18 protein-coding genes are annotated in these 17,967 nt (G+C 67.7%); 6 read left to right on the top strand and 12 right to left on the bottom strand.

The window, feature by feature from the left end:
- Window positions 1-76 precede the first annotated feature (76 nt).
- On the top strand, window positions 77-1,654 hold the full coding sequence (locus G6N53_RS10255; protein ID WP_163888370.1) for an MFS transporter: 1,578 nt from the start codon (window positions 77-79) through the stop codon (window positions 1,652-1,654).
- On the opposite strand, the gene mftG is transcribed toward G6N53_RS10255, so the two are convergent.
- The 7 genes from mftG to mftA all read right to left on the bottom strand — a co-directional run bounded on the left by mftG (window position 1,638) and on the right by mftA (window position 8,143).
- On the bottom strand, window positions 1,638-3,071 hold the full coding sequence (gene mftG / locus G6N53_RS10250) for a mycofactocin dehydrogenase MftG (protein WP_163888369.1): 1,434 nt from the start codon (window positions 3,069-3,071) through the stop codon (window positions 1,638-1,640). The genes G6N53_RS10255 and mftG overlap by 17 nt on opposite strands.
- 11 nt (window positions 3,072-3,082) lie before the next feature.
- Window positions 3,083-4,498: a mycofactocin biosynthesis glycosyltransferase MftF gene (mftF, locus tag G6N53_RS10245; RefSeq protein WP_163888368.1), complete on the bottom strand. Its 1,416-nt coding sequence runs from the start codon at window positions 4,496-4,498 to the stop codon at window positions 3,083-3,085.
- Window positions 4,495-5,238 carry a mycofactocin biosynthesis peptidyl-dipeptidase MftE gene (gene mftE / locus G6N53_RS10240; protein WP_163895718.1) on the bottom strand — a complete coding sequence of 248 codons (744 nt, stop codon included), beginning with the start codon at window positions 5,236-5,238 and terminating at the stop codon, window positions 4,495-4,497. Before mftE ends, mftF begins: the two co-directional genes overlap by 4 nt.
- Before the next feature lie 111 nt (window positions 5,239-5,349).
- On the bottom strand, window positions 5,350-6,525 hold the full coding sequence (gene mftD, locus G6N53_RS10235) for a pre-mycofactocin synthase MftD (protein WP_163888367.1): 1,176 nt from the start codon (window positions 6,523-6,525) through the stop codon (window positions 5,350-5,352).
- Between the two features lie 3 nt (window positions 6,526-6,528).
- Window positions 6,529-7,755, bottom strand: a complete 1,227-nt coding sequence (gene mftC, locus G6N53_RS10230; protein ID WP_205390350.1) for a mycofactocin radical SAM maturase — start codon at window positions 7,753-7,755, stop codon at window positions 6,529-6,531.
- Window positions 7,752-8,036, bottom strand: a complete 285-nt coding sequence (gene mftB / locus G6N53_RS10225) for a mycofactocin biosynthesis chaperone MftB (protein WP_163888366.1) — start codon at window positions 8,034-8,036, stop codon at window positions 7,752-7,754. The genes mftC and mftB overlap by 4 nt, the downstream gene beginning before the upstream one ends.
- A 14-nt stretch (window positions 8,037-8,050) precedes the next feature.
- Entirely contained in the window at window positions 8,051-8,143 is a 93-nt protein-coding gene (mftA, locus tag G6N53_RS10220) for a mycofactocin precursor MftA (RefSeq protein ID WP_137148903.1), read from the bottom strand.
- Window positions 8,144-8,229: 86 nt separating this feature from the next.
- Here mftA and mftR point away from each other — a divergent pair, with 86 nt between their 5' ends.
- Genes mftR through G6N53_RS10205 form a run of 3 tightly spaced genes read left to right on the top strand, consistent with a single transcriptional unit; the run spans window position 8,230 to window position 10,737 of the window.
- Complete coding sequence (gene mftR, locus G6N53_RS10215) at window positions 8,230-8,874, top strand: mycofactocin system transcriptional regulator MftR (RefSeq protein ID WP_163888365.1); 645 nt, start codon at window positions 8,230-8,232, stop codon at window positions 8,872-8,874.
- 4 nt (window positions 8,875-8,878) lie between these two features.
- The gene (locus G6N53_RS10210; RefSeq protein WP_163888364.1) at window positions 8,879-9,403 is read left to right on the top strand and encodes an RNA polymerase sigma factor; all 525 of its coding nucleotides are present in this window, start codon (window positions 8,879-8,881) and stop codon (window positions 9,401-9,403) included.
- Window positions 9,400-10,737, top strand: coding sequence for a VOC family protein (locus G6N53_RS10205; protein ID WP_163888363.1), 1,338 nt, complete (start codon window positions 9,400-9,402; stop codon window positions 10,735-10,737). Before G6N53_RS10210 ends, G6N53_RS10205 begins: the two co-directional genes overlap by 4 nt.
- On the opposite strand, the gene G6N53_RS10200 is transcribed toward G6N53_RS10205, so the two are convergent.
- The 3 genes from G6N53_RS10200 to G6N53_RS10190 form a co-directional block, all read right to left on the bottom strand.
- Window positions 10,719-12,260, bottom strand: coding sequence for an HNH endonuclease signature motif containing protein (locus G6N53_RS10200; protein ID WP_163888362.1), 1,542 nt, complete (start codon window positions 12,258-12,260; stop codon window positions 10,719-10,721). The genes G6N53_RS10205 and G6N53_RS10200 overlap by 19 nt on opposite strands.
- A gap of 59 nt (window positions 12,261-12,319) precedes the next feature.
- The gene (locus G6N53_RS10195) at window positions 12,320-13,495 is read right to left on the bottom strand and encodes an NAD(P)/FAD-dependent oxidoreductase (RefSeq protein ID WP_163888361.1); all 1,176 of its coding nucleotides are present in this window, start codon (window positions 13,493-13,495) and stop codon (window positions 12,320-12,322) included.
- 70 nt (window positions 13,496-13,565) lie between these two features.
- Window positions 13,566-14,012, bottom strand: coding sequence for an Rv2324 family transcriptional regulator (locus G6N53_RS10190; RefSeq protein ID WP_163888360.1), 447 nt, complete (start codon window positions 14,010-14,012; stop codon window positions 13,566-13,568).
- 113 nt (window positions 14,013-14,125) lie between these two features.
- Between G6N53_RS10190 and ddaH the strand changes: the two genes are divergently transcribed.
- A complete protein-coding gene (gene ddaH, locus G6N53_RS10185; RefSeq protein ID WP_163888359.1) occupies window positions 14,126-14,986 on the top strand; it encodes a dimethylargininase in 861 nt (286 codons plus the stop codon).
- A complete protein-coding gene (rocD, locus tag G6N53_RS10180; RefSeq protein ID WP_205390349.1) occupies window positions 14,983-16,209 on the top strand; it encodes an ornithine--oxo-acid transaminase in 1,227 nt (408 codons plus the stop codon). The genes ddaH and rocD overlap by 4 nt, the downstream gene beginning before the upstream one ends.
- On the opposite strand, the gene G6N53_RS10175 is transcribed toward rocD, so the two are convergent.
- Both G6N53_RS10175 and G6N53_RS10170 read right to left on the bottom strand, forming a co-directional pair.
- Window positions 16,206-17,039 (bottom strand): mycofactocin-coupled SDR family oxidoreductase, encoded by an 834-nt coding sequence (locus G6N53_RS10175; RefSeq protein ID WP_371870883.1) that lies wholly within the window; start codon window positions 17,037-17,039, stop codon window positions 16,206-16,208. The two genes, rocD and G6N53_RS10175, sit on opposite strands and share 4 nt — an antisense overlap.
- Before the next feature lie 82 nt (window positions 17,040-17,121).
- A complete protein-coding gene (locus G6N53_RS10170) occupies window positions 17,122-17,952 on the bottom strand; it encodes an SHOCT domain-containing protein (protein WP_163888357.1) in 831 nt (276 codons plus the stop codon).
- Window positions 17,953-17,967: the final 15 nt, after the last annotated feature.

Here is a 17,967-nt window from a genome sequence, read left to right as displayed (position 1 = left end):
TCCCGAACGGGTACGAGACCGTCGATCTCGGAACGAGACTGTTAGTCTCAAAAATATCCCTGCCCAAGGAGGCGACGTGGTCGACACCCTCGACGAGTCCAGCCAGGATATCGATGGCGAAACCACCAGCCTCTCCCCGCGCAGCAGAACCTGGCTGCTGGCGGTCGCCTGCGCCGACGTCATCCTGGTCATCTCGTCGATGGTCGCGCTCAACGCCGCACTGCCCGACCTCGCGGTGGAGACGTCGGCGTCCCAGACGCAACTGACGTGGGTGATCGACGGTTACACGCTCGCGCTGGCATGCCTACTCCTGCTCGCGGGGGCCCTTGGCGACCGCTACGGCCGGCGCGGCGCGCTGCTCGCCGGACTGGCCATCTTCGGCGTGGCCTCTCTGGCCCCGGTCTTGTGGGACAGTCCCACGCAGATCATCGCCGCACGCGCGGTGGCAGGTGTCGGTGCGGCGTTCATCATGCCCGCGACACTGTCGCTGCTCACCGCCGCGTTTCCGAAGTCCGAACGCAACAAGGCCGTGGGGATCTGGGCGGGTGTGGCCGGTTCCGCGGCGATCGTCGGATTCCTGGGCACCGGGGCACTGCTGCACTACTTCCCATGGCAGTCGATCTTCTGGGCCTTCGGCGCAGCCGCGGTCATCCTATTCGGGCTCACCTGCACCGTCGGGTCCTCGCGTGACGAAACCGCCGCGCCGGTCGATTGGCTCGGCGGCGGACTCATCGGCGCGGCGATCGCGGTGTTCGTCCTCGGGGTCATCGAGGCTCCCCACCGCGGGTGGACCGACCCCGTCGTCCTGGCCTGCATGGTGGCCGGACTGGCGATCGCCGTCGTCTTCACCCGTGTGCAACTTTGCCGCACACATCCACTCCTCGATGTCAGGCTCTTCAGACAACCCGACTTCGCCACCGGCGCCGTCGGCATCACGTTCCTGTTCTTCGCGAACTTCGGATTCTTCTTCGTATCAATGCAATACATGCAGCTGGTGTTGGGCTACAGCCCACTGACGACCGCATTCGCGTTGACACCGCTGGTGTTTCCCGTGCTGATTCTCAGTGCCACGGTGCATCTCTATCTGCCCAGGTTCGGACTGCGTGCGGTGGTGACCGGCGGACTGCTGATGTTGGCGGTCGGGCTGTTCTGCATGCGCACCCTGGGAACGGACTCGTCGTACCTGGCTCTGGCGTGGCCACTGCTGATCATGGCCTCGGGTATCGGGCTGTGCACGGCGCCAACGACTTCGGCGATCATGGGGGCGGTTCCGGACGAGAAGCAGGGGGTGGCCTCCGCGGTCAACGACGCCACCCGTGAGATCGGCGCGGCACTCGGCATCGCCGTGGCGGGCTCGGTCCTCGCCGCGGGCTACCAGCACAGCCTGGCGCCGAACGTGGGCGCTTTTCCCGAGCAGACCCGCCAGGCTGCATCCGAGTCGCTGGCCTACGCACTGTCGGTCGCCGACCAGATGGGCCCGATGGGCGCGGACCTGGCGGGCATCGCCGAGTCCGCGTTCCTGCACGCGATGGACCAGGCGGTGACGGTGCTCTCGGCGGTGATGGTCGTCGCGGCCGCATTCGTCGCGGTGTGGTCGCCCGGTCGCGACGGTAGGCAGTCACGTCCGATCCGCAAGCTCACCTCGCCACGATGAACTCCGCCGCGCGATGGCCCACCATCACGATCGTCGCGTGCGGCCCTCGACTGGTGATCGCGGGCAGTATCGATCCGTCGACCACCCACAGGCCGTCGACACCGAACACCCGACACCGGGCGTCGACCACCGCGGCGGGGTCGCCGTCCCTGCCCATCCTGGCGCTGCCGCACAGGTGCTGCGATGTCGCCCAGGCCGCCTCGGACCGGGTTGTGTCACCGGCGATTTCGCGTACCAGGTCGAATCCGGTGCGCAACAGCTCGACGTCGGCAGCCTGACTGTCGTAGCGATGCTCGATCACCGGTGCGACGTCGGGGTCGGCGGACGCCAGCGTGATCCGGCCCCGCGACCGGGGACGCATCAGCGCCACCCCGAGGTGCGGGCGATCGGTCGGGTCGTCGCGCCGACCGTCCGTCATGGCGGCGAAACCGGCGGTGTACGGTCTGATCTCCAGCCCGTCGGGTGTCGTCAGCACGGCCTCCAGCGGCGGCACGTCGTGTGTCGGCGACCAGCTCACCGGAAGCACCCACTCCGGATGGTCGACGGTGTCGACGCCCACCGGCAGATCCACCTCGACAGGCACCCCGACGGCCTGCAGCACCCGCGCGGGCCCCACTCCCGAGATCATCAGCAACTGTGCGGTCGCGATCGCCCCGGCGGACAGCACGACCCGGTCGGCGGTCAGGACCAGGGCGCCGTCGGGTCCGACACAGTCGGCGCCGACGGCCCGCCCTCCGTCCATCCGGATCCGTCGGACCCGGGTGTCGGCCAGCAGCGTCAGGTTCGGACGGGACGAGGCCGGCTGCAGGAAGGCACCCCCGGGACCCACCCGGGTGCCGCGGTCGATGTTCAGCGGCAGCGCACCCACCCCGGCCGGCAGCGCCGAGTCCGGTGCCGAGCCATTCAGATCGTCGATCCAGCCGAAACCGGCCATTTGCGCTGAATCGACGAAAGCTGCTGTGCACCCGTCGAATTCAGTGACACGACGGACCGTGATCGGTCCGTTCGAGCCATGCAGCGGGCCGGCGAAGTCGAGGTCGTTCTCGATGGCGATGAAGTGTGGCAGCACGTCGTCCCATGACCATCCGTCGAGCGCCCACCCGGCGATGTCGGGGGGCAGCGCCCGGCAGAAGTACCCGCCGTTGATCGCTCCCGAACCGCCCACGACCGCGCCGCGCATGATCTGCGCGTGCCGCACGGGGTTGTCGGTCAGCGTTGTCGAATAGCGTCGCACCACCGAGCTGGCCGCTCCGAGCGGAAGGCGAAGAGCGTCGCTGATCTGGCTTCGCACTCTCGTGTCCGAGGGCCCGGGACCGGCTTCGACGACGGTCACGCGGCAGCGTTCGTCCCGGGAAAGGCGTTCGGCCAGGACCGATCCCGCGCTGCCCGCGCCGAGGATCAAGACGTCGCTACGCAACGCGCAGCGCTTCAGGTCCGGATCTGCGGCTTGAGTGCGCCTGCGTGCCGCTCTCGCACGACACCGCCCCACAGCCCCAGACCGTAGGCGATGTCGTCGAGGCGCTTGAGCAGGATGTAGGTCAGCAGCCCGACCCGTTTGGTCTCGTCGTCGTCGGCGTTGCCGTTACGGGTCATCCAGTCGAAAACGCCGTCGAGCACCGCGGCCACCACCACCACCTGCCGGCACCGGCGCGAGAGCACCGCCGCGATCAGCGCCAGTGGCCAGTAGTGTCTGCAGATCGCGGACGCCAACTGCAGGGCGGCCGACCACAACCCGTGGGCGGCGACCACGGCGACCTCGATCGGCTCGGTCTGCACGCTGGACAACGACTTGGCGATCCGGTGACCGGTGATGGCCGCGACAGCTGCCGAGCCCAGGTAGCCGAGGCTGGAACCGATCGCGGCGAGCAGCCACACCACCAGCGTCCACCCCGAGATCACCAGTGGAGCCGTCTTGCCGGGGTGGCGAATCGCCAGGGGCGCCGCCGATCCACCATAAAACGACTTGCGAACCAGCCACTTTCGCAGCTCGGTTCGGTGATCGTGGGCAACCATCGCGATGGGTTCGTATCGCAGCCGGGCGCCCGCCTCGTTCAGCCGCCAGCACAGGTCGACGTCCTCGCCGGATTCGAGCGACTCGTCGAAACCACCGACCTCGAGCAGGCTGCGACGGCGGCAGATGATCGCGGCGCTGGGGACGTAGGACACCGTGCCGAACGGGACCACCGGCGCCTCCCGCAGCCCCAGGTCGAGCGACGAGCGCACCGCCTCGTAGCGGGCCACCACGCTGTCGGATGGCCGCAACGCGACGATTCGCGGTGCGACCAGGGCCACGGCCGGATCGCAGAAATGCCCCAATAGTGCCTCCAGCCACCCGCGGCGGGGCACCACGTCGGAGTCGAGAAAGGCAACGAAGTCGGTATCGCAGGACCTCATCCCGAGGTTGCGCGCGGCGGCAGGCCCCTTGCTGCGGGAGTGCCGCAGGATCCGCACGTCACAGTGCACGGCGTGGAAGTCGGATTGGAGCACCGGCGTCGCCGACCCGTCGTCGACGATGATGACCCGCAGACCTCGCAAAGCCAGGAGCAGTCGAGAGAGTCCGGATATGTTGTCCCGCACCGGGATCACGACAGTCACGTCCCGGTGTGATGGTCCGGTGAGAGGTCGCGGGTGGGCGACGGTGGCGTCCAAGAGCGTGCGGGCCAGCTGCGCGCTGACGGCATCGTGTACCTCGAGCCTGCCCCCGTTGAGCATCGTCTGCGCGGACGGCGCCAACCGGAGCAGACGGGTGGGCGAACCGCCGAGCAGCGCGGCACCCTCACCGAGCACCCGCACCCTTCGGTCGACCTGGACGGCGAACCCGTTGGGCAGTCGGGGCCCGCTCATGTCAGCGTCCCCTCATGGTCGGGCAACCACCGGATGACCCTTCCCTGACACCCGTCAACCATCTCGGCAAAGATCTTCCCGCCCTCCTCCGCAGTCGCCGTGGTCGGGTCCCCCAGCACCCCCAGCGAACTGACGGCAGCGACTCCCCCACGCAGCATTTCGGGCATCAGCTCGGACAACGGAGCCCGGTTTCCCGGCACCCGCTCATCCTCCCTGACAACCCCCGGCGAAATATGTAGCAATACAGATGTTTCGGTGTGGCCGGCGTGGGCGTCGGCGTTGCTGGCACTGCAGGAACACCACCCCACGTCGCGCCCCTCGAACCGTAACAGTCCGGCCGCGCGGCGCAATGCCTCGACGTTGCCGCCGTGGCCGTTGACAAAAGCGATGCGCGAAGCCCACCGGCAGGCAGATCGGGCGAACTCCACCAGCAGTTCCGCCAGTACCGGTGTGCCAATCGAGACGGTGCCGGGAAAACCTTCGTGCTCGCCGCTGGCGCCGTAACCGATGGCCGGGGCAACCAGCCAGCTGCATTCATTCCTGGCGCCGAGACGCACAGCTAGGGCCTCTGCGACCGCGGTCGCGATGCGGGTATCGGTGTCCAGCGGCAGATGGGGTCCATGCTGCTCGGTGGAACCTACCGGGACGACCAGCGCGGGCGACGTGTGGTGCAGCTGCCTCGACGTTGAGTTCCCGAGCGTGCTGGGGAATGCCACGCGACGATGGTAGGCCGAATTCACCTGGTGTGCGCCAATTGTTGGCGCATGCGTGGCAATTGATTTCCGGAGTTCCGTCCCCGCCATCCGCGCGGGGTTCACGCCAGCCCCCTGCGCCACGCCCGTACCAGGCGTTCAGACCCCGAGAGTGCGGGTGAAGTCGTCCGGTATCAGAATGTCCTCGCGCGTCAATTCGTGGATGGAAGATTTGCCAAGCCCCATCAATGCCGAGTCGATACCGCCCCGCATGATGTCGAGCACGTTCTCCACGCCGGCCTGGCCGTTGGCGGCCAGACCCCACAGATACGCCCGGCCGATCATCACCGCCCTGGCGCCCATCGCGACGGCCTTGACCACGTCGCTACCGCGCCGGATCCCACCGTCCAGCAAAACCTCGATCTGGTCGCCCACCGCGTCGGCGATGGCGGGCAGGCACCGAATCGCCGCCGGGGTGCCGTCCAGGTTGTTGCCACCGTGGTTGGACACGGTGATCGCTGAAACGCCAGCATCGACAGCGCGTTTGGCGTCGTCGACACGTACCGTTCCCTTGAGCAGGAACTGCCCGCCCCACTGCTCACGCAGCCAGGCGACGTCCTCCCAGGTGGGCGGTGGGGTGCCCATCCACTGCCCGTAGGCCTCGAAGAAGGTGGGGCCGGCCTCACCGCGGGTGGCCTGATTGGGCACCCGCAGGGCCGGTGGCCGCAGGCCCTTGCCGAAGCTCCACAGCCAGCTCGGCTTGGTCACCACCTCGGGGAACATCCGCACCATGGTGGCGAGGTCCATCTGCTCGGGGATCTTCGGGCTGCCCCAGTCCCGGCCGTGGGAGAAGCTCCAGTCGGTGGTCAGGATCAGGCCGACGGCTCCGGCTGCCCTGGCGCGCTCCATCCGCGCCAGGATCTCGTCGCGGCTGCCCAGCCAGTAGATCTGGAAGAAGACCTTGTCGTTGACCGCGGTCACTTCCTCCATCGGCTTGCTGGCGAACGACGACAGCCCCATCGCCGTTCCCCGCGCGGCTGCGGCCCGCGCCACCGCCACCTCACCATCGGGATCGATGGCCTGCACACCGGTCGGAGAGATGATGACCGGCATCGAAACATCCTGGCCCATCACCGTTGTCGCCATATCCCGCTTCTCGGTGGCGCCGATGACATGGGGCGCGAAGCCCAGCTGTGCGAACGACTCGACGTTGTCGGAGACCGTCACGCCCTTCTCGCTGGCGGACACCAGCGACAGGTACGCGGACCTGGGCAGCCGCTTCTTCGCCCGCTGCTGGGCGATGGCGACGGTTTCGAACCATTTGTCACGTGCCATGGGTTACACAGGACTCTCGTTGCAGAATTTCTTGGGCGGAGCGCTCAGCAGGGTGAGCGGGACGGGACCCGACGGCTTCTTGCGGTTCCCGGTGCGGGAGTGGTCGACGCTGGACTTGGGCTTGTCCCGCTCGCGGGCCAGCGCCGGTTCACCGTAACCCTGCACACATTCGGGGTCCGGGCCGTCCAGCGGCAATCCGGTGAAGAACTTGGCCGCCATGCAGCCACCGCGGCAACTGTCGTAGTGCCCGCAGCTCCCGCACGCGCCGGCCGACTGCGGCTCCCGCAGCTCGCGGAACAGCGGGGAGTTCTGCCAGACGCTCTGAAAGCCAGCCCCAAAGCCGTTGTCCGCCAGCACATTCCCGGCCAGGAACGTGTCGTGGATGGCGAACGGACAGGCATAGACGTCGCCCACCGGATCGATCAGGCAGACCACCCGGCCCGCGCCGCACAGGTTCAGCCCGGCCAGCGCGCCGGGCTCACCCAGCCCGGAGAGATGGAAGAACGAGTCACCGGTGAGCACCCGCTCACCGTTGGCCACCAGCCAGTCGTACAGCTGCACCTGCTGGGCGGACGTGGGGTGTAGTTCGTCCCACACGTCGGCACCACGGCCCGACGGCCGCAGTCGGGTGATGCGCAGCGTCGCGCCGTAGGTGTCGGCCAGCGCCTTGAAGTCATCGAGCTGGTCGACGTTGTGGCGGGTCACCACCACGGAGATCTTGGCGTCGGAGAAGCCGGCGTCCCGCAGGTTCTCCAGGGCGCGCATCGCCATCGCGAAGGAGCCGGGACCGCGCACCGCGTCGTTGACCTCCGCGGTGGCGCCGTCCAGCGAGATCTGCACGTCGACGTAGTCGCTGGCGGCCAGTTTGGCGGCGACCTCGGGGGTGATCCGGACGCCGTTCGTGGAGAATTTCACGCCCACGTGGTGGGCGGTCGCGTAGTCGACGAGTTCCCAGAAGTCCGACCGCACAGTGGGTTCGCCGCCGCCGATGTTCACGTAGAACACCTGCATGCGTTCCAGCTCGTCGATGATGTCTTTGCACTGCTCGGTGGACAGCTCGCGCGGGTCCCGTTTGCCCGAGGAGGAAAGGCAGTGCACGCAGGACAGGTTGCAGGCGTAGGTCAACTCCCACGTCAGGCAGATCGGCGCATCGAGACCATGCTCGAACTGATCGACGAGACGGGGCACGGGTTGCATAGCCGGCGCGGGCGCCGATTCAACTGTGGTCATGGGGCCTCCTCGCGCACCAGCATCTGGGACTGTGCCAGCACGCCTAGCGCGTGTACGTAGGGCGCCTGAGCCGCATCGTCGACTCCCGCGGCGCGGCAGGCGGATCGAACGTCGGGGTGATCACCCAGCGAGTTGATCACCTCGACGATCGTCCGGTTCTTCAAGAAAGAGAGCTTGCGCGTACCGAAGTGGTACAGCAGCGCGCCGAAAGGTTCGGGCCGCACCGCCACCTGCGGGTGCAGCCGCCAGCGCAGGTCCGGGTCGAAGCCAGTCTCCGTCATCGGCGCAACCACGGTCAGTAGACCCCGCACATCCCGTCGATCGAGACCTCCTCGACCAGGCTCTCGGTGACCATCTCCTCGGTCTCCACATTCTGATTCGGCTCCATTGATCTCACCTTTCTCCGATGCGATCCCCGGATAGGGTCTCGACATTTGTGATCCAGGTCGCAACAATATGGCATCGGGTGCCTAAATGGAAGGGCGGATTCCGGTGGACGCAGTGAAGGGGCGCGTGGGCCGGCGACGATCGACGAGCTGGGAACACATCAGCGACGTCGCGATCGACCTGTTCATGGCGCGCGGGTTCGATGACGTCAGCGTCGACGACGTCGCGACCGCCGCGGGGATCGCCCGCCGCACGCTGTTTCGGTACTACCCCTCCAAGAGCGCGCTGCCGTGGGGCGATTTCGACGCCCACCTGCACAACATGCGCACGTTGCTGGCCGACCTGGACCCTGACGTACCCATCCGCGAGGCGCTGCGCACCGCCCTGCTCGCGTTCAACGAGTTCGACGACCCCGATCGGCACCGCCAACGGATGCGTCTGATCCTGGAAACCGAAGCTTTACAGGCGTATTCGATGACGATGTACGCCGGCTGGCGTGCCGTGGTGGCCGCCTTCGTGGCAGGTCGGATGGGCGTGGCACCGACGGATCTGGTGCCACAGACGGTGGCGTGGACCATGCTCGGCGTGGCGCTTGCCGCCTACGGGCACTGGCTCGAAGACGAGAAGGCGTCACTGCCCGACGCACTGGGCGATGCGTTCGACATGCTCGCCCCCGGCCTGACCGGTCTGGAAATCGGGGTGTCGGAGTCCGGGCACCAACGGCGACGATAAGGGTGTGAGCGGCGAACCGAATGGTGACAACGCTCCACGAGCACTGCTAGCGCTCTACGACGAAGCTCTGCCGGCCGTATACGGATACTTCGCCAGGCGCTGCGGTGACCGTGGAACGGCCGAGGACCTGACCTCGGAGACCTTCCTGGCGGCCATGGACGCTGCCAGGAAGGACACACCGCCACCGCTCACGGTGCCGTGGCTGATCGGGGTGGCACGCCACAAACTGGCCGACCACTACCGCAGACGCCACGACCGGTTCTCGGTGCCGATGGCCGAGTTGCCCGAGGCGGTTGATCCTGCTGACGGCTGGGACGCCGAACTGGATCGCATCGTCGCCGAACACGTTCTCGCCCGCCTGCCCGAACACCACCGCACGGTATTGGCACTGCGCTATCTGGACGACTGCTCGGTGCCGGAGTGCGCCGAGCTGATCGGGCGCACCGTCCATGCCACCGAAGCACTGCTCGTTCGGGCCCGCAGAGCGTTCCGGGCGCAGTACCCGTCACCGGAAGGAGGGATGTCGTGAACAACCACCACGATCCCCTGGACGCGCTTCGCGGCGCAGACCTTCCGGCGGAACCGGATCCGGCCTTCGCCTCCCGACTGCGCGCGCGCCTCGAAGCAGCCGCGAAATTGTTTGAACAGCAACCAGATCGAACACAAGGAGTGATCATGAGTGGCACCGATACGGCCCTCGCCGAACTGACGCGGCCCGCCGCCACATCCTCGCCGCGGCCCGCCGCCACATCCTCGCCGCGGCCCGCCGCCACATCCTCACCGCGGCCCGCCGCGGTCCCCTACCTCGCCGTCGCCGACGCCCGCGCCGCCATCCGCTGGTACACCGACGCCTTCGGCGCCGTACTCGTCGGCGACCCGATCGAAATGGACGACGGCCGCATCGGCCACGCCGAGCTGGCCATCTCCGGCGGGATGTTGTACCTGGCCGACGAGTACCCCGAGCTCGGCCTGAAAGCCCCTTCTCCGCAACATGCTTCGGTGAGCCTGTTGCTTCCGGTGGCCGATACGGACGAAACCCTCGAGCGAGCCAGGGCGCACGGCGCGGATGTACAGCGCGAACCATACGAAGACCACGGCAGCCGGGGCGCCGCGCTCGTGGATCCGTTCGGTCACCGTTGGATGCTCACCGGCCCGACGGCCGGGTCGCCCGTCCCGATCCAGCACGGTGACGTCGGCTATGTCTCGGTGTGGACGCCCGACGCCGATCGTGCGGCGGCGTTCTACGGGCGGGTACTCGGCTGGATCTACGACCCCGCGACGCGCATGGTCACCAATACCGGTCAGCGCATCGGGATCTTCCCAGCGGCCGACCGCCACACGCTGTTCTGCTGCTACGCGGTGACCGACCTGGCCGGCGCGCGCGAGAGCATCGTCGGCGCCGGAGGCGCCGTCCACGAGGTCGAGCAATTCGACTTCGGAACCGTGCTCGGGGCCACCGACCCACAGGGAAACGAGTTCGCGGTGTTCGAGCCGACTCCCGGTCAACCCCGGCCCGAGCTCAACGGGGGCGGGCACGGCGAGCTGTCCTACATCACTTACCAGGTGCCGAATTCGGACGCATTCAAGGCGTTCTACAGCCGCCTGCTGTTCTGGTCGTTCGAACCCGGACACGTCCAGGACGGCTGGCAGATCGCACCGACTCACCCGATGGCCGGGGTCGCGGGCGGCAATGACGCGCCGGTGACCGTACCGATGTGGACGGTCGAGGACATCGACGCCGCGGTCGCGCGGGTGCGTGAGGCGGGCGGTTCCGTGATCGACGAACCGTCACGTCAGCCCTACGGGATGTCGGCGCTGTGCACCGACGACCAGGGGACCCGGTTCTATCTCGGGGAGCTCTGAGGTCCCGGGTTGTTTTGTGCGCGTTCGGTTTTGATGCGTGTGGCGTTGTCGGCGGCGCGGATGCGGCGTCGGCGGGGCATCATCATCGACCGGGTAGCGGCGGCCGGCGGGTCTGAGGTGGGGGGCGGCAGGTCGGCAGTGATCAGGGTGCAGGCGGGGAAGAACAGGGTGCTGCCCGGGCGGGTGGTGTAGGTCCGCCCGTCGGGGGCTGTCCAGATCACCGTGCCGTCCGGGCGCTGCGTATCGCGCCAGCCGCCCGGTCCGCCCCAGAAGGTTTTGATCAGGTGATGGGTTCGGCATTTGCAGTTCAGGTTCGACGGATGGGTCGGACCGTGTGGCCAGGGGTTCACGTGGTCGATGTCGCAGCGGTCGGCGGGCACATCACAGCCCGGGAAGCGGCAGAACATGTCCCGGACCCGGATGAACTCCGCCAACCGCGCCGAGGGCCGGTACTGCGGTTCGGGGTCCGGGCCGGGCAGCCACAACGGGTTGACTTTCGCGCCACCCCGGATCGCCTCGGCCAGCACCGGCGTCGGGATCACCCCGCGCCCCGGCAACACCGCCACCCCTGCATCGGACAGCCGCGGCGGCTCAGCATCCTGCGGGGGCGTCGTCTCGGGGTCCGGTGGGGGCTCGGCGGGTTCGGGTTCGGTCTTGGCGGCCTTCGTCTTGGCCTGGGCGTGTGCGGCGTCCTCGGCGGCGATCAGTCGCCGGGCAGCGTCGACGGCGGCCTGGTCGGCGATCACCCGGATCGCGACCGCCGAGGCCGGCGCCGGCTGCGCGGACGGGCACTGCGCGCCGCCGCACCGACACGCCAGCACCGTGTTGCCATGCCCGAGCGCGCCCACCGCATCGGCCCAGCGTTCACCGGCGCTGCGCGGATCATCAGCACACAGCCCGGCCACCATCACGGTGATCCGCCGACGCAACGCCGCGGCGTCGGTGGGCGTCAACCGGCCCCACACCACGGTGATCTCGTTGGTGTCCTCACATGCCCCGATGTGGAAATCGCGGGTCCGGACAGCGTCTTTGGCGCGGCGTACCCCGTCGGGGTCATACCGTTCGATCACCGCGTCGATCGCCCGATCCAACTGGCCTTCGGACAGCGTTCCCCACCGCACTGCTTTGTCGGCCAGTTCGGTGTCGATCAACGCGATCAACTCGTCGTTGTCGACAAGCTGGGTCCGCCAGGTGATCTCCGAGATCAGCCGCGCACCGATCAACCCCTGGCCAAACAGTGCCGCCACCGCCGGAAGGCGATCCCGCAACGCCATCGCGATCCGCATCTGCCCCGAGGCCCGCCGCTGCCCCACACCCAACGCTGCGGCCAGCCGCGCGGCGGTGTGGCTCCACGGATCCACCGCCCACCGGGCCCGCTCGTCATCCTCACCGACACTGCGATGCACCAACTCCGCGATCGCGGCCAGCCGCCGCGCCGCGACCTTGGCCTCCTCCCGGGCCAACTGCTCGATCTCACCCACCAACGCGTCATCATCCACGTGGTCGAACATCGAATCGAACATGTGTGCGATTCTACGACCAGCCACCGACACGCGGCCTCAGTAATCCCAACGGGTAGGCGCTACCCCAGGACGTCGGCGATCGGTGCACCCGCGGCGATCTTCGACCGGGCTTTCATCACCTTGCCCGGCATCCCGCCCCCGACGACCCCGACGACAACGCCGTCACGTTCGTAGTACGCCAGGAACTTGCGGCCGTCGTCCTCGACGATGTGCACGGTGTCGGTGGCCTCGGGCTCGCCCAGACATTGGATCTTGACGTCGTACTGATCGCTCCAGAAGTACGGGACCGACACGGTGGCAGGCGCATCCTGACCGAGCAGCGCAGGCACCAACGCCCGCGCCTGGTCGGCGACATTGCTCCAATGTTCAACTCGGACTTGGCCTCCCACGGTGTCACGCCAGGACGCCACGTCCCCGATGGCCCAGACGTGTGGGGCGCTGGCCCGACCCGCGTCGTCACAGACCACGCCGTTGTCGACCGTGATACCGCTGCCGTCGAGCCACTCGGTCGCCGGACGGGAGCCGATTCCGACGACCACGAGATCGGCATCGAGTTCGGTGCCGTCACCGAGGGTGACCTTCTGCACCCGGCCCTCACCGGAGACCTCGGTGACACCCACGCCGCACCGCACATCGACGCCCTCGTCGCGGTGCAGCCGGGTGACCAACCCGCCGATCTGCTCGCCCAGCACCGACGCCAGCGGCGCCGGCTGCGGCTCGACCAGCACCACGTCCACCCCGAGGCCGCGCATGCTGGCGGCCACCTCACAGCCGATGAAACCTGCGCCGATCACCACCGCGCGGCGGGCCGCGCCCGCGGCCTTGCGCAACGCGAGGCTCTCGTCCATCGAACGCAGGACGAAGATGCCCTCCAGATCCGGGAACGACGAAATACGTTTGGGCAGCAGGCCTGTCGCGATGATCAGCTCGTCGTAGCCCAGCTCGCTGCCGTCGGCCAGGGTCAAGGTCTGGGCCGCCGTGTCCAGCGACCTGGCCCCATTACCGAGCAGCACCGTGATGTCCTTCTCGGCATAGAATTCGGCAGGCTTGAGGGTGACGTCATCGGTCTCCGAGCGCAGCACTTCTTTCGACAGCGGCGGCCGGTCGTATGGCAGATGCTCCTCATCGCTGACGATCGTGATGGCTCCGGCGTACTCGGAACGACGCAGTTGCTCGGCCGTGCGGGCAGCGGCCAGCCCGCCGCCGACGATCACGACGCCTCCTGATGTGGTCACTTGGGTGTTCTACACGATCGGCCCGCGGCGATGTGCGCCACCCCACAGGTTCGGCGTCCCGGGACGGCTCTCAACCCGGAGCACGGTCGATGAGATTGGACAGCACCACGATGCTCTCGCTGCGCTCGATGTCGGCTGAAGCACGGATCCGCTCGAGAGCCTCCTCGAGGTGGCGCATGTCGCGGGCCAACACGTGCAGCACCGCGTCAGACGTGCCGGTGACCGTTGCCGCACTCACGACCTCGGGGATGTCCTGCCAGGCCGCACGCAGCTCATCAGGCGCGATCGTGCCGTGGCAGTACACCTGGACATAGGCCTCGGTGGTCCAGCCGAGCGCGTTGCGGTCGACAACGGTGGTGAAGCCCCGGATCACCCCGCTGTCGAGCATCCGGTCCACCCGCCGCTTGACCGCAGGTGCCGACAGATTCACCCGCTGTCCGATCTCGGCGAACGTCGCGCGGGCATGCTCGGCCAGTTCGGTCAGAATGCGCTCGTCCAGCTCGTCGAGACGGTCCATGACTCCTCCTGCGCAACAAACATACACAATCAGCCGTGTCACGCAATGAACAGCGCCCGGCCACGCAATATCCGTTGATTGATTGCGCCGCACGGCGTCCATATCGTTGATTCATGACGCAAACCGATGTCGCCGGAGTCGTCGCGGCGGCCGTCACCGAGACGACCCGCATCCGGTCGGCCCGGCCGCGCCGGTACGTGATGACCGCGCCCAGGTTCTTCGCCGTCGAGTACTCGATCAACCCGTGGATGGACACATCGACACCGGTGGATACGTCACGCGCGATGGAGCAGTGGCAGGCGCTGCGCCGGACCTACACCGAACTCGGCCACCACGTCGAGCTCGTCGATCCCGTCGCGGGCCTGCCGGACATGGTCTACGCAGCCAACGGCGGACTGATCGTCAACGGCAAAGCCGTCGTCGCCCGCTTCGCCCATGCCGAACGCTCCGGTGAAGCCGTCGCGTACGCGAAGTGGATGGCCCAGCACGGTTACTCGGCCGCCGAGACCCGGCACGTCAACGAGGGCCAAGGGGATCTCCTGGTGGCCGGGCCGATCATCCTGGCCGGCCATGGTTTTCGCACCGACCGACGAGCGCACGACGAGATCGCCGAACACGTCGGGATGCCGGTCATCGGACTGGAACTCGTCGACCCTCGCTTTTACCACCTCGACACCGCACTGGCCGTCCTCGACGACAACACCATCGCCTACTACCCGCCGGCATTCACCGAGCATTCCCGCGCGGGGCTGTCCGAGCTGTTCCCCGATGCCATCGAGGTGGCCAGCGGTGACGCCTATGTCCTGGGCCTCAACGTCGTCTCCGACGGACTCAACGTCGTACTGCCGACTGCGGCAACGGGTTTCGCCGAACAGCTGCGGCAGGCGGGGTTCCGGCCCGTCGGGGTGGATCTGTCCGAGCTGCTCAAGGGCGGCGGATCGGTCAAATGCTGCACACTGGAGGTACACCCATGACGATCCTGGAGACCATGACCACGGAGGCCACCGACGCCGCGATCGACCTGGACCGCCGCCACGTCGCGCACAACTACTCGCCGCTGCCGGTAGTCGCTGCCGGTGCCGAAGGCGCCTGGATCACCGACATCGAGGGACGCCGCTACCTCGACTGCCTGGCTGCGTACTCGGCGGTGAACTTCGGCCATCGCAATCCCGAGGTGACGGCGACCGCGCACGCCCAACTCGACACCGTGACGCTGGTGAGCCGCGCCTTCCACTCCGACCGGCTCGCGCCGTTCTGCGCGGCACTGGCCGGACTGTGCGGCAAGGACATGGTGTTGCCGATGAACAGCGGCGCCGAGGCGGTGGAGAGCAGCATCAAGGTCGCCCGCAAGTGGGGCGTGGACGTCAAAGGCGTCACGGACGCGAACATTGTGGTGGCACGCAACAATTTTCACGGCCGCACCACGACCATCATCAGCTTCTCCGACGATGACACCGCTCGGCGAGGCTTCGGTCCCTACACTCCCGGCTTCCGGTCGGTGCCGTTCGGCGACGCCGCCGCGATGGCCGATGCGGTCGACGAGAACACCGTCGCCGTGCTGCTCGAACCCATCCAGGGTGAAGCGGGCATCATCGTGCCGCCGGATGACTACCTGCCGCGGGTACGCGCGCTGTGTACCGATCGCAACGTCCTGATGATCGCCGACGAGATCCAGTCCGGGCTGGCGCGCACCGGGCGGACCTTCGCCTGCGACCACTGGGACGTGGTGCCCGACGTCTACCTATTGGGCAAGGCGCTCGGCGGGGGCGTGGTCCCGCTGTCCGCGGTGGTCGCCGATCGGGACGTCCTCGAGGTGCTGCATCCCGGCGAGCACGGCTCGACGTTCGGCGGCAACCCGTTGGCGGCGGCGATCGGCAGCACCGTGGTCGAAATGCTGCGCCGGGGCGAATTCCAGACCAGGTCAACCGAACTCGGCGCCCACCTGCACTCCAGACTGCGGGAGTTGATCGGTCGGGGCGTGGTCGAGGTCCGCGGCAAGGGGCTGTGGGCGGGCGTCGACATCGATCCGGTGCACGGCAGCGGCAAGCAGATTTCCACGATGCTCGCCGACCGCGGCGTACTGGTGAAGGACACCCACGGTTCGACGCTGCGATTCGCGCCGCCACTGGTGATCACCGCCGACGAGATCGACTGGGCTGTCCATCTGCTGGGCGAGGTGCTCGCCGAAACGGCCTAGTACTTGGCGGTCCCGCGGTCGACGGCGATCTGGGAACCCGAGATCGTCGCCGACCCATCACCCGCGAGCCAGGCCACCACGTCCGAGACCTCTTCGGGCGTCATGAACTCCTGCAGGCCCTTCTTGCCCTGGTGGTTGACGGGCTGGTACGGCATCGGCGAGAAGCTGTGCAGGAAGGCCGGGTACTTCCCGAAGATCTCCATCATGGCGTCCGGCTCGACCATCGGCGTGTCGATCGAGTACGGGTGGATCGAGTTGACCCGGATCCCGAACTCCCCCACCTCGATCGCCAACGCGTTGGTGATCGCCACCAGACCGTGCTTGGAGGCCGAGTAGTGACCGTTGCCCGGTGTGGCCTTGGTGCCCGCCGACGAACTGACGATGATGATGGACCCGCCGTTGCCCGCCTCGATCATCGCCGGAACCGCTGCCCGGATGGTGCGCCAGGTTCCGTTGAGGTTGACGTCGATGACGCTGTCCCACTGCTCCTCGGACATCTCGAACATCCGGCCCCAACTGAGGATGCCTGCGTTCGCGACGACGATGTCGAGTCGGCCGAACTGTTCGAGACCGTCGGCGACGACCTGCTGCAGGGCGGCCAGGTCCCGGATGTCGACCTCACGGGCGAGCACTTTGCGGCCGGTCGCTTCGACCAGGCGCACCGTCTCGGCCAGATCCTCGGAGGTGGGCATCGGATAGGTGACGGTCGGCGACACCGGCCCACACACGTCGATCGCGATGATGTCGGCGCCTTCGTTGGCCAGCCGGACGGCGTGTGCACGTCCCTGACCACGCGCCGCTCCGGTGATGAACGCGACGCGCCCTTCCAAGGCTGCACCAGCTGACACGACAGCTCCCTTCGTTGCCCCACGAGGCAGCATCAGGCTAACAGCAGAACTAGAACGCGTTCTACTAGAGTTCCGAGATGATCTCCCGGCGCTTGGCGGTGTACTCGGCCTCGGTGATCGACCCGGTGGCCCGCAGCGTCTCGAGTTGCTGAAGACGCTGTGACGGCGTGGGCTCCTCGGGCGGACCGTACGACGCGCCGGCGGGTACCGGCGGTGGTGGTGACACCGCCTGCTGTGCCGCCGCCTGCCGCACGATGGCCTGCACCTGTTGGCGCGCGGCCGGATTGGACCGGAGGTCGATCATGTGGTCCATGCTGATGCCGTTGGCCTTGAGCACCTGCAGGATCTCCATCAGCGGCTCGGTCTGACCGGTCAGGTCATAGGTCCGGCCCTCTTCGGCGACGCTGAACGTCGCGGGCATCAAGCCGGCCACCAAAGCACTTCGCTGCCAGTCGATCTGGTACTCGCTGGTGGCCGGATCCACCAGCGCCACCAGCTTGCGGCTGGTGATCATCGGCAGCCGCGACACCGACGCGATCACCTGATCCTGGGTGGCGAAGGGGGTGAAACCGGGTCCGGAGATGTGGAGATCGAGCTTGACCAGGGGCCGATCGTTGATCCGCGTGTTGGTCTCGTGGATGCCGGTGACCTGGGCCAGTGCCAGCACCCCAGAAGCCTCCAGCTCCTGGGTCTTCGCGGCGGATCTGGAGCCGAAGCCGGTGATCGCCAGGGCGATCAGCACGTCGGCGGCGGTGATCAGCAGCCCCGTCCAGAACATCCATTCGAGCACCGGGTCCGCGCCCGCGACGAAATAGATGACCAGGAAGATCGGGCCGACGATGCCGCACAACAGGACCAGCAGCTGCACCCGGACATAGCGCCAGAACGTGGACATGCCCAGATTATCGCC

This window comes from Mycolicibacterium hippocampi, from assembly GCF_010723735.1.
Lineage (GTDB): Bacteria > Actinomycetota > Actinomycetes > Mycobacteriales > Mycobacteriaceae > Mycobacterium > Mycobacterium hippocampi.
This window is presented reverse-complemented; position numbering and strand designations above follow the sequence as displayed.

Bases quoted from the DNA above. Each gene is read 5' to 3' on its own strand.
- mftF (WP_163888368.1), bottom strand. From the start codon at position 4,498: ATGAGCGGGCCCCGACTGCCCAACGGGTTCGCCGTCCAGGTCGACCGA.
- mftD (WP_163888367.1), bottom strand. From the start codon at position 6,525: ATGGCACGTGACAAATGGTTCGAAACCGTCGCCATCGCCCAGCAGCGG.
- mftC (WP_205390350.1), bottom strand. From the start codon at position 7,755: ATGACCACAGTTGAATCGGCGCCCGCGCCGGCTATGCAACCCGTGCCC.
- mftB (WP_163888366.1), bottom strand. From the start codon at position 8,036: ATGACGGAGACTGGCTTCGACCCGGACCTGCGCTGGCGGCTGCACCCG.
- mftA (WP_137148903.1), bottom strand. From the start codon at position 8,143: ATGGAGCCGAATCAGAATGTGGAGACCGAGGAGATGGTCACCGAGAGC.
- mftR (WP_163888365.1), top strand. From the start codon at position 8,230: ATGGAAGGGCGGATTCCGGTGGACGCAGTGAAGGGGCGCGTGGGCCGG.
- G6N53_RS10200 (WP_163888362.1), bottom strand. From the start codon at position 12,260: ATGTTCGATTCGATGTTCGACCACGTGGATGATGACGCGTTGGTGGGT.
- G6N53_RS10190 (WP_163888360.1), bottom strand. From the start codon at position 14,012: ATGGACCGTCTCGACGAGCTGGACGAGCGCATTCTGACCGAACTGGCC.
- ddaH (WP_163888359.1), top strand. From the start codon at position 14,126: ATGACGCAAACCGATGTCGCCGGAGTCGTCGCGGCGGCCGTCACCGAG.
- rocD (WP_205390349.1), top strand. From the start codon at position 14,983: ATGACGATCCTGGAGACCATGACCACGGAGGCCACCGACGCCGCGATC.
- G6N53_RS10170 (WP_163888357.1), bottom strand. From the start codon at position 17,952: ATGTCCACGTTCTGGCGCTATGTCCGGGTGCAGCTGCTGGTCCTGTTG.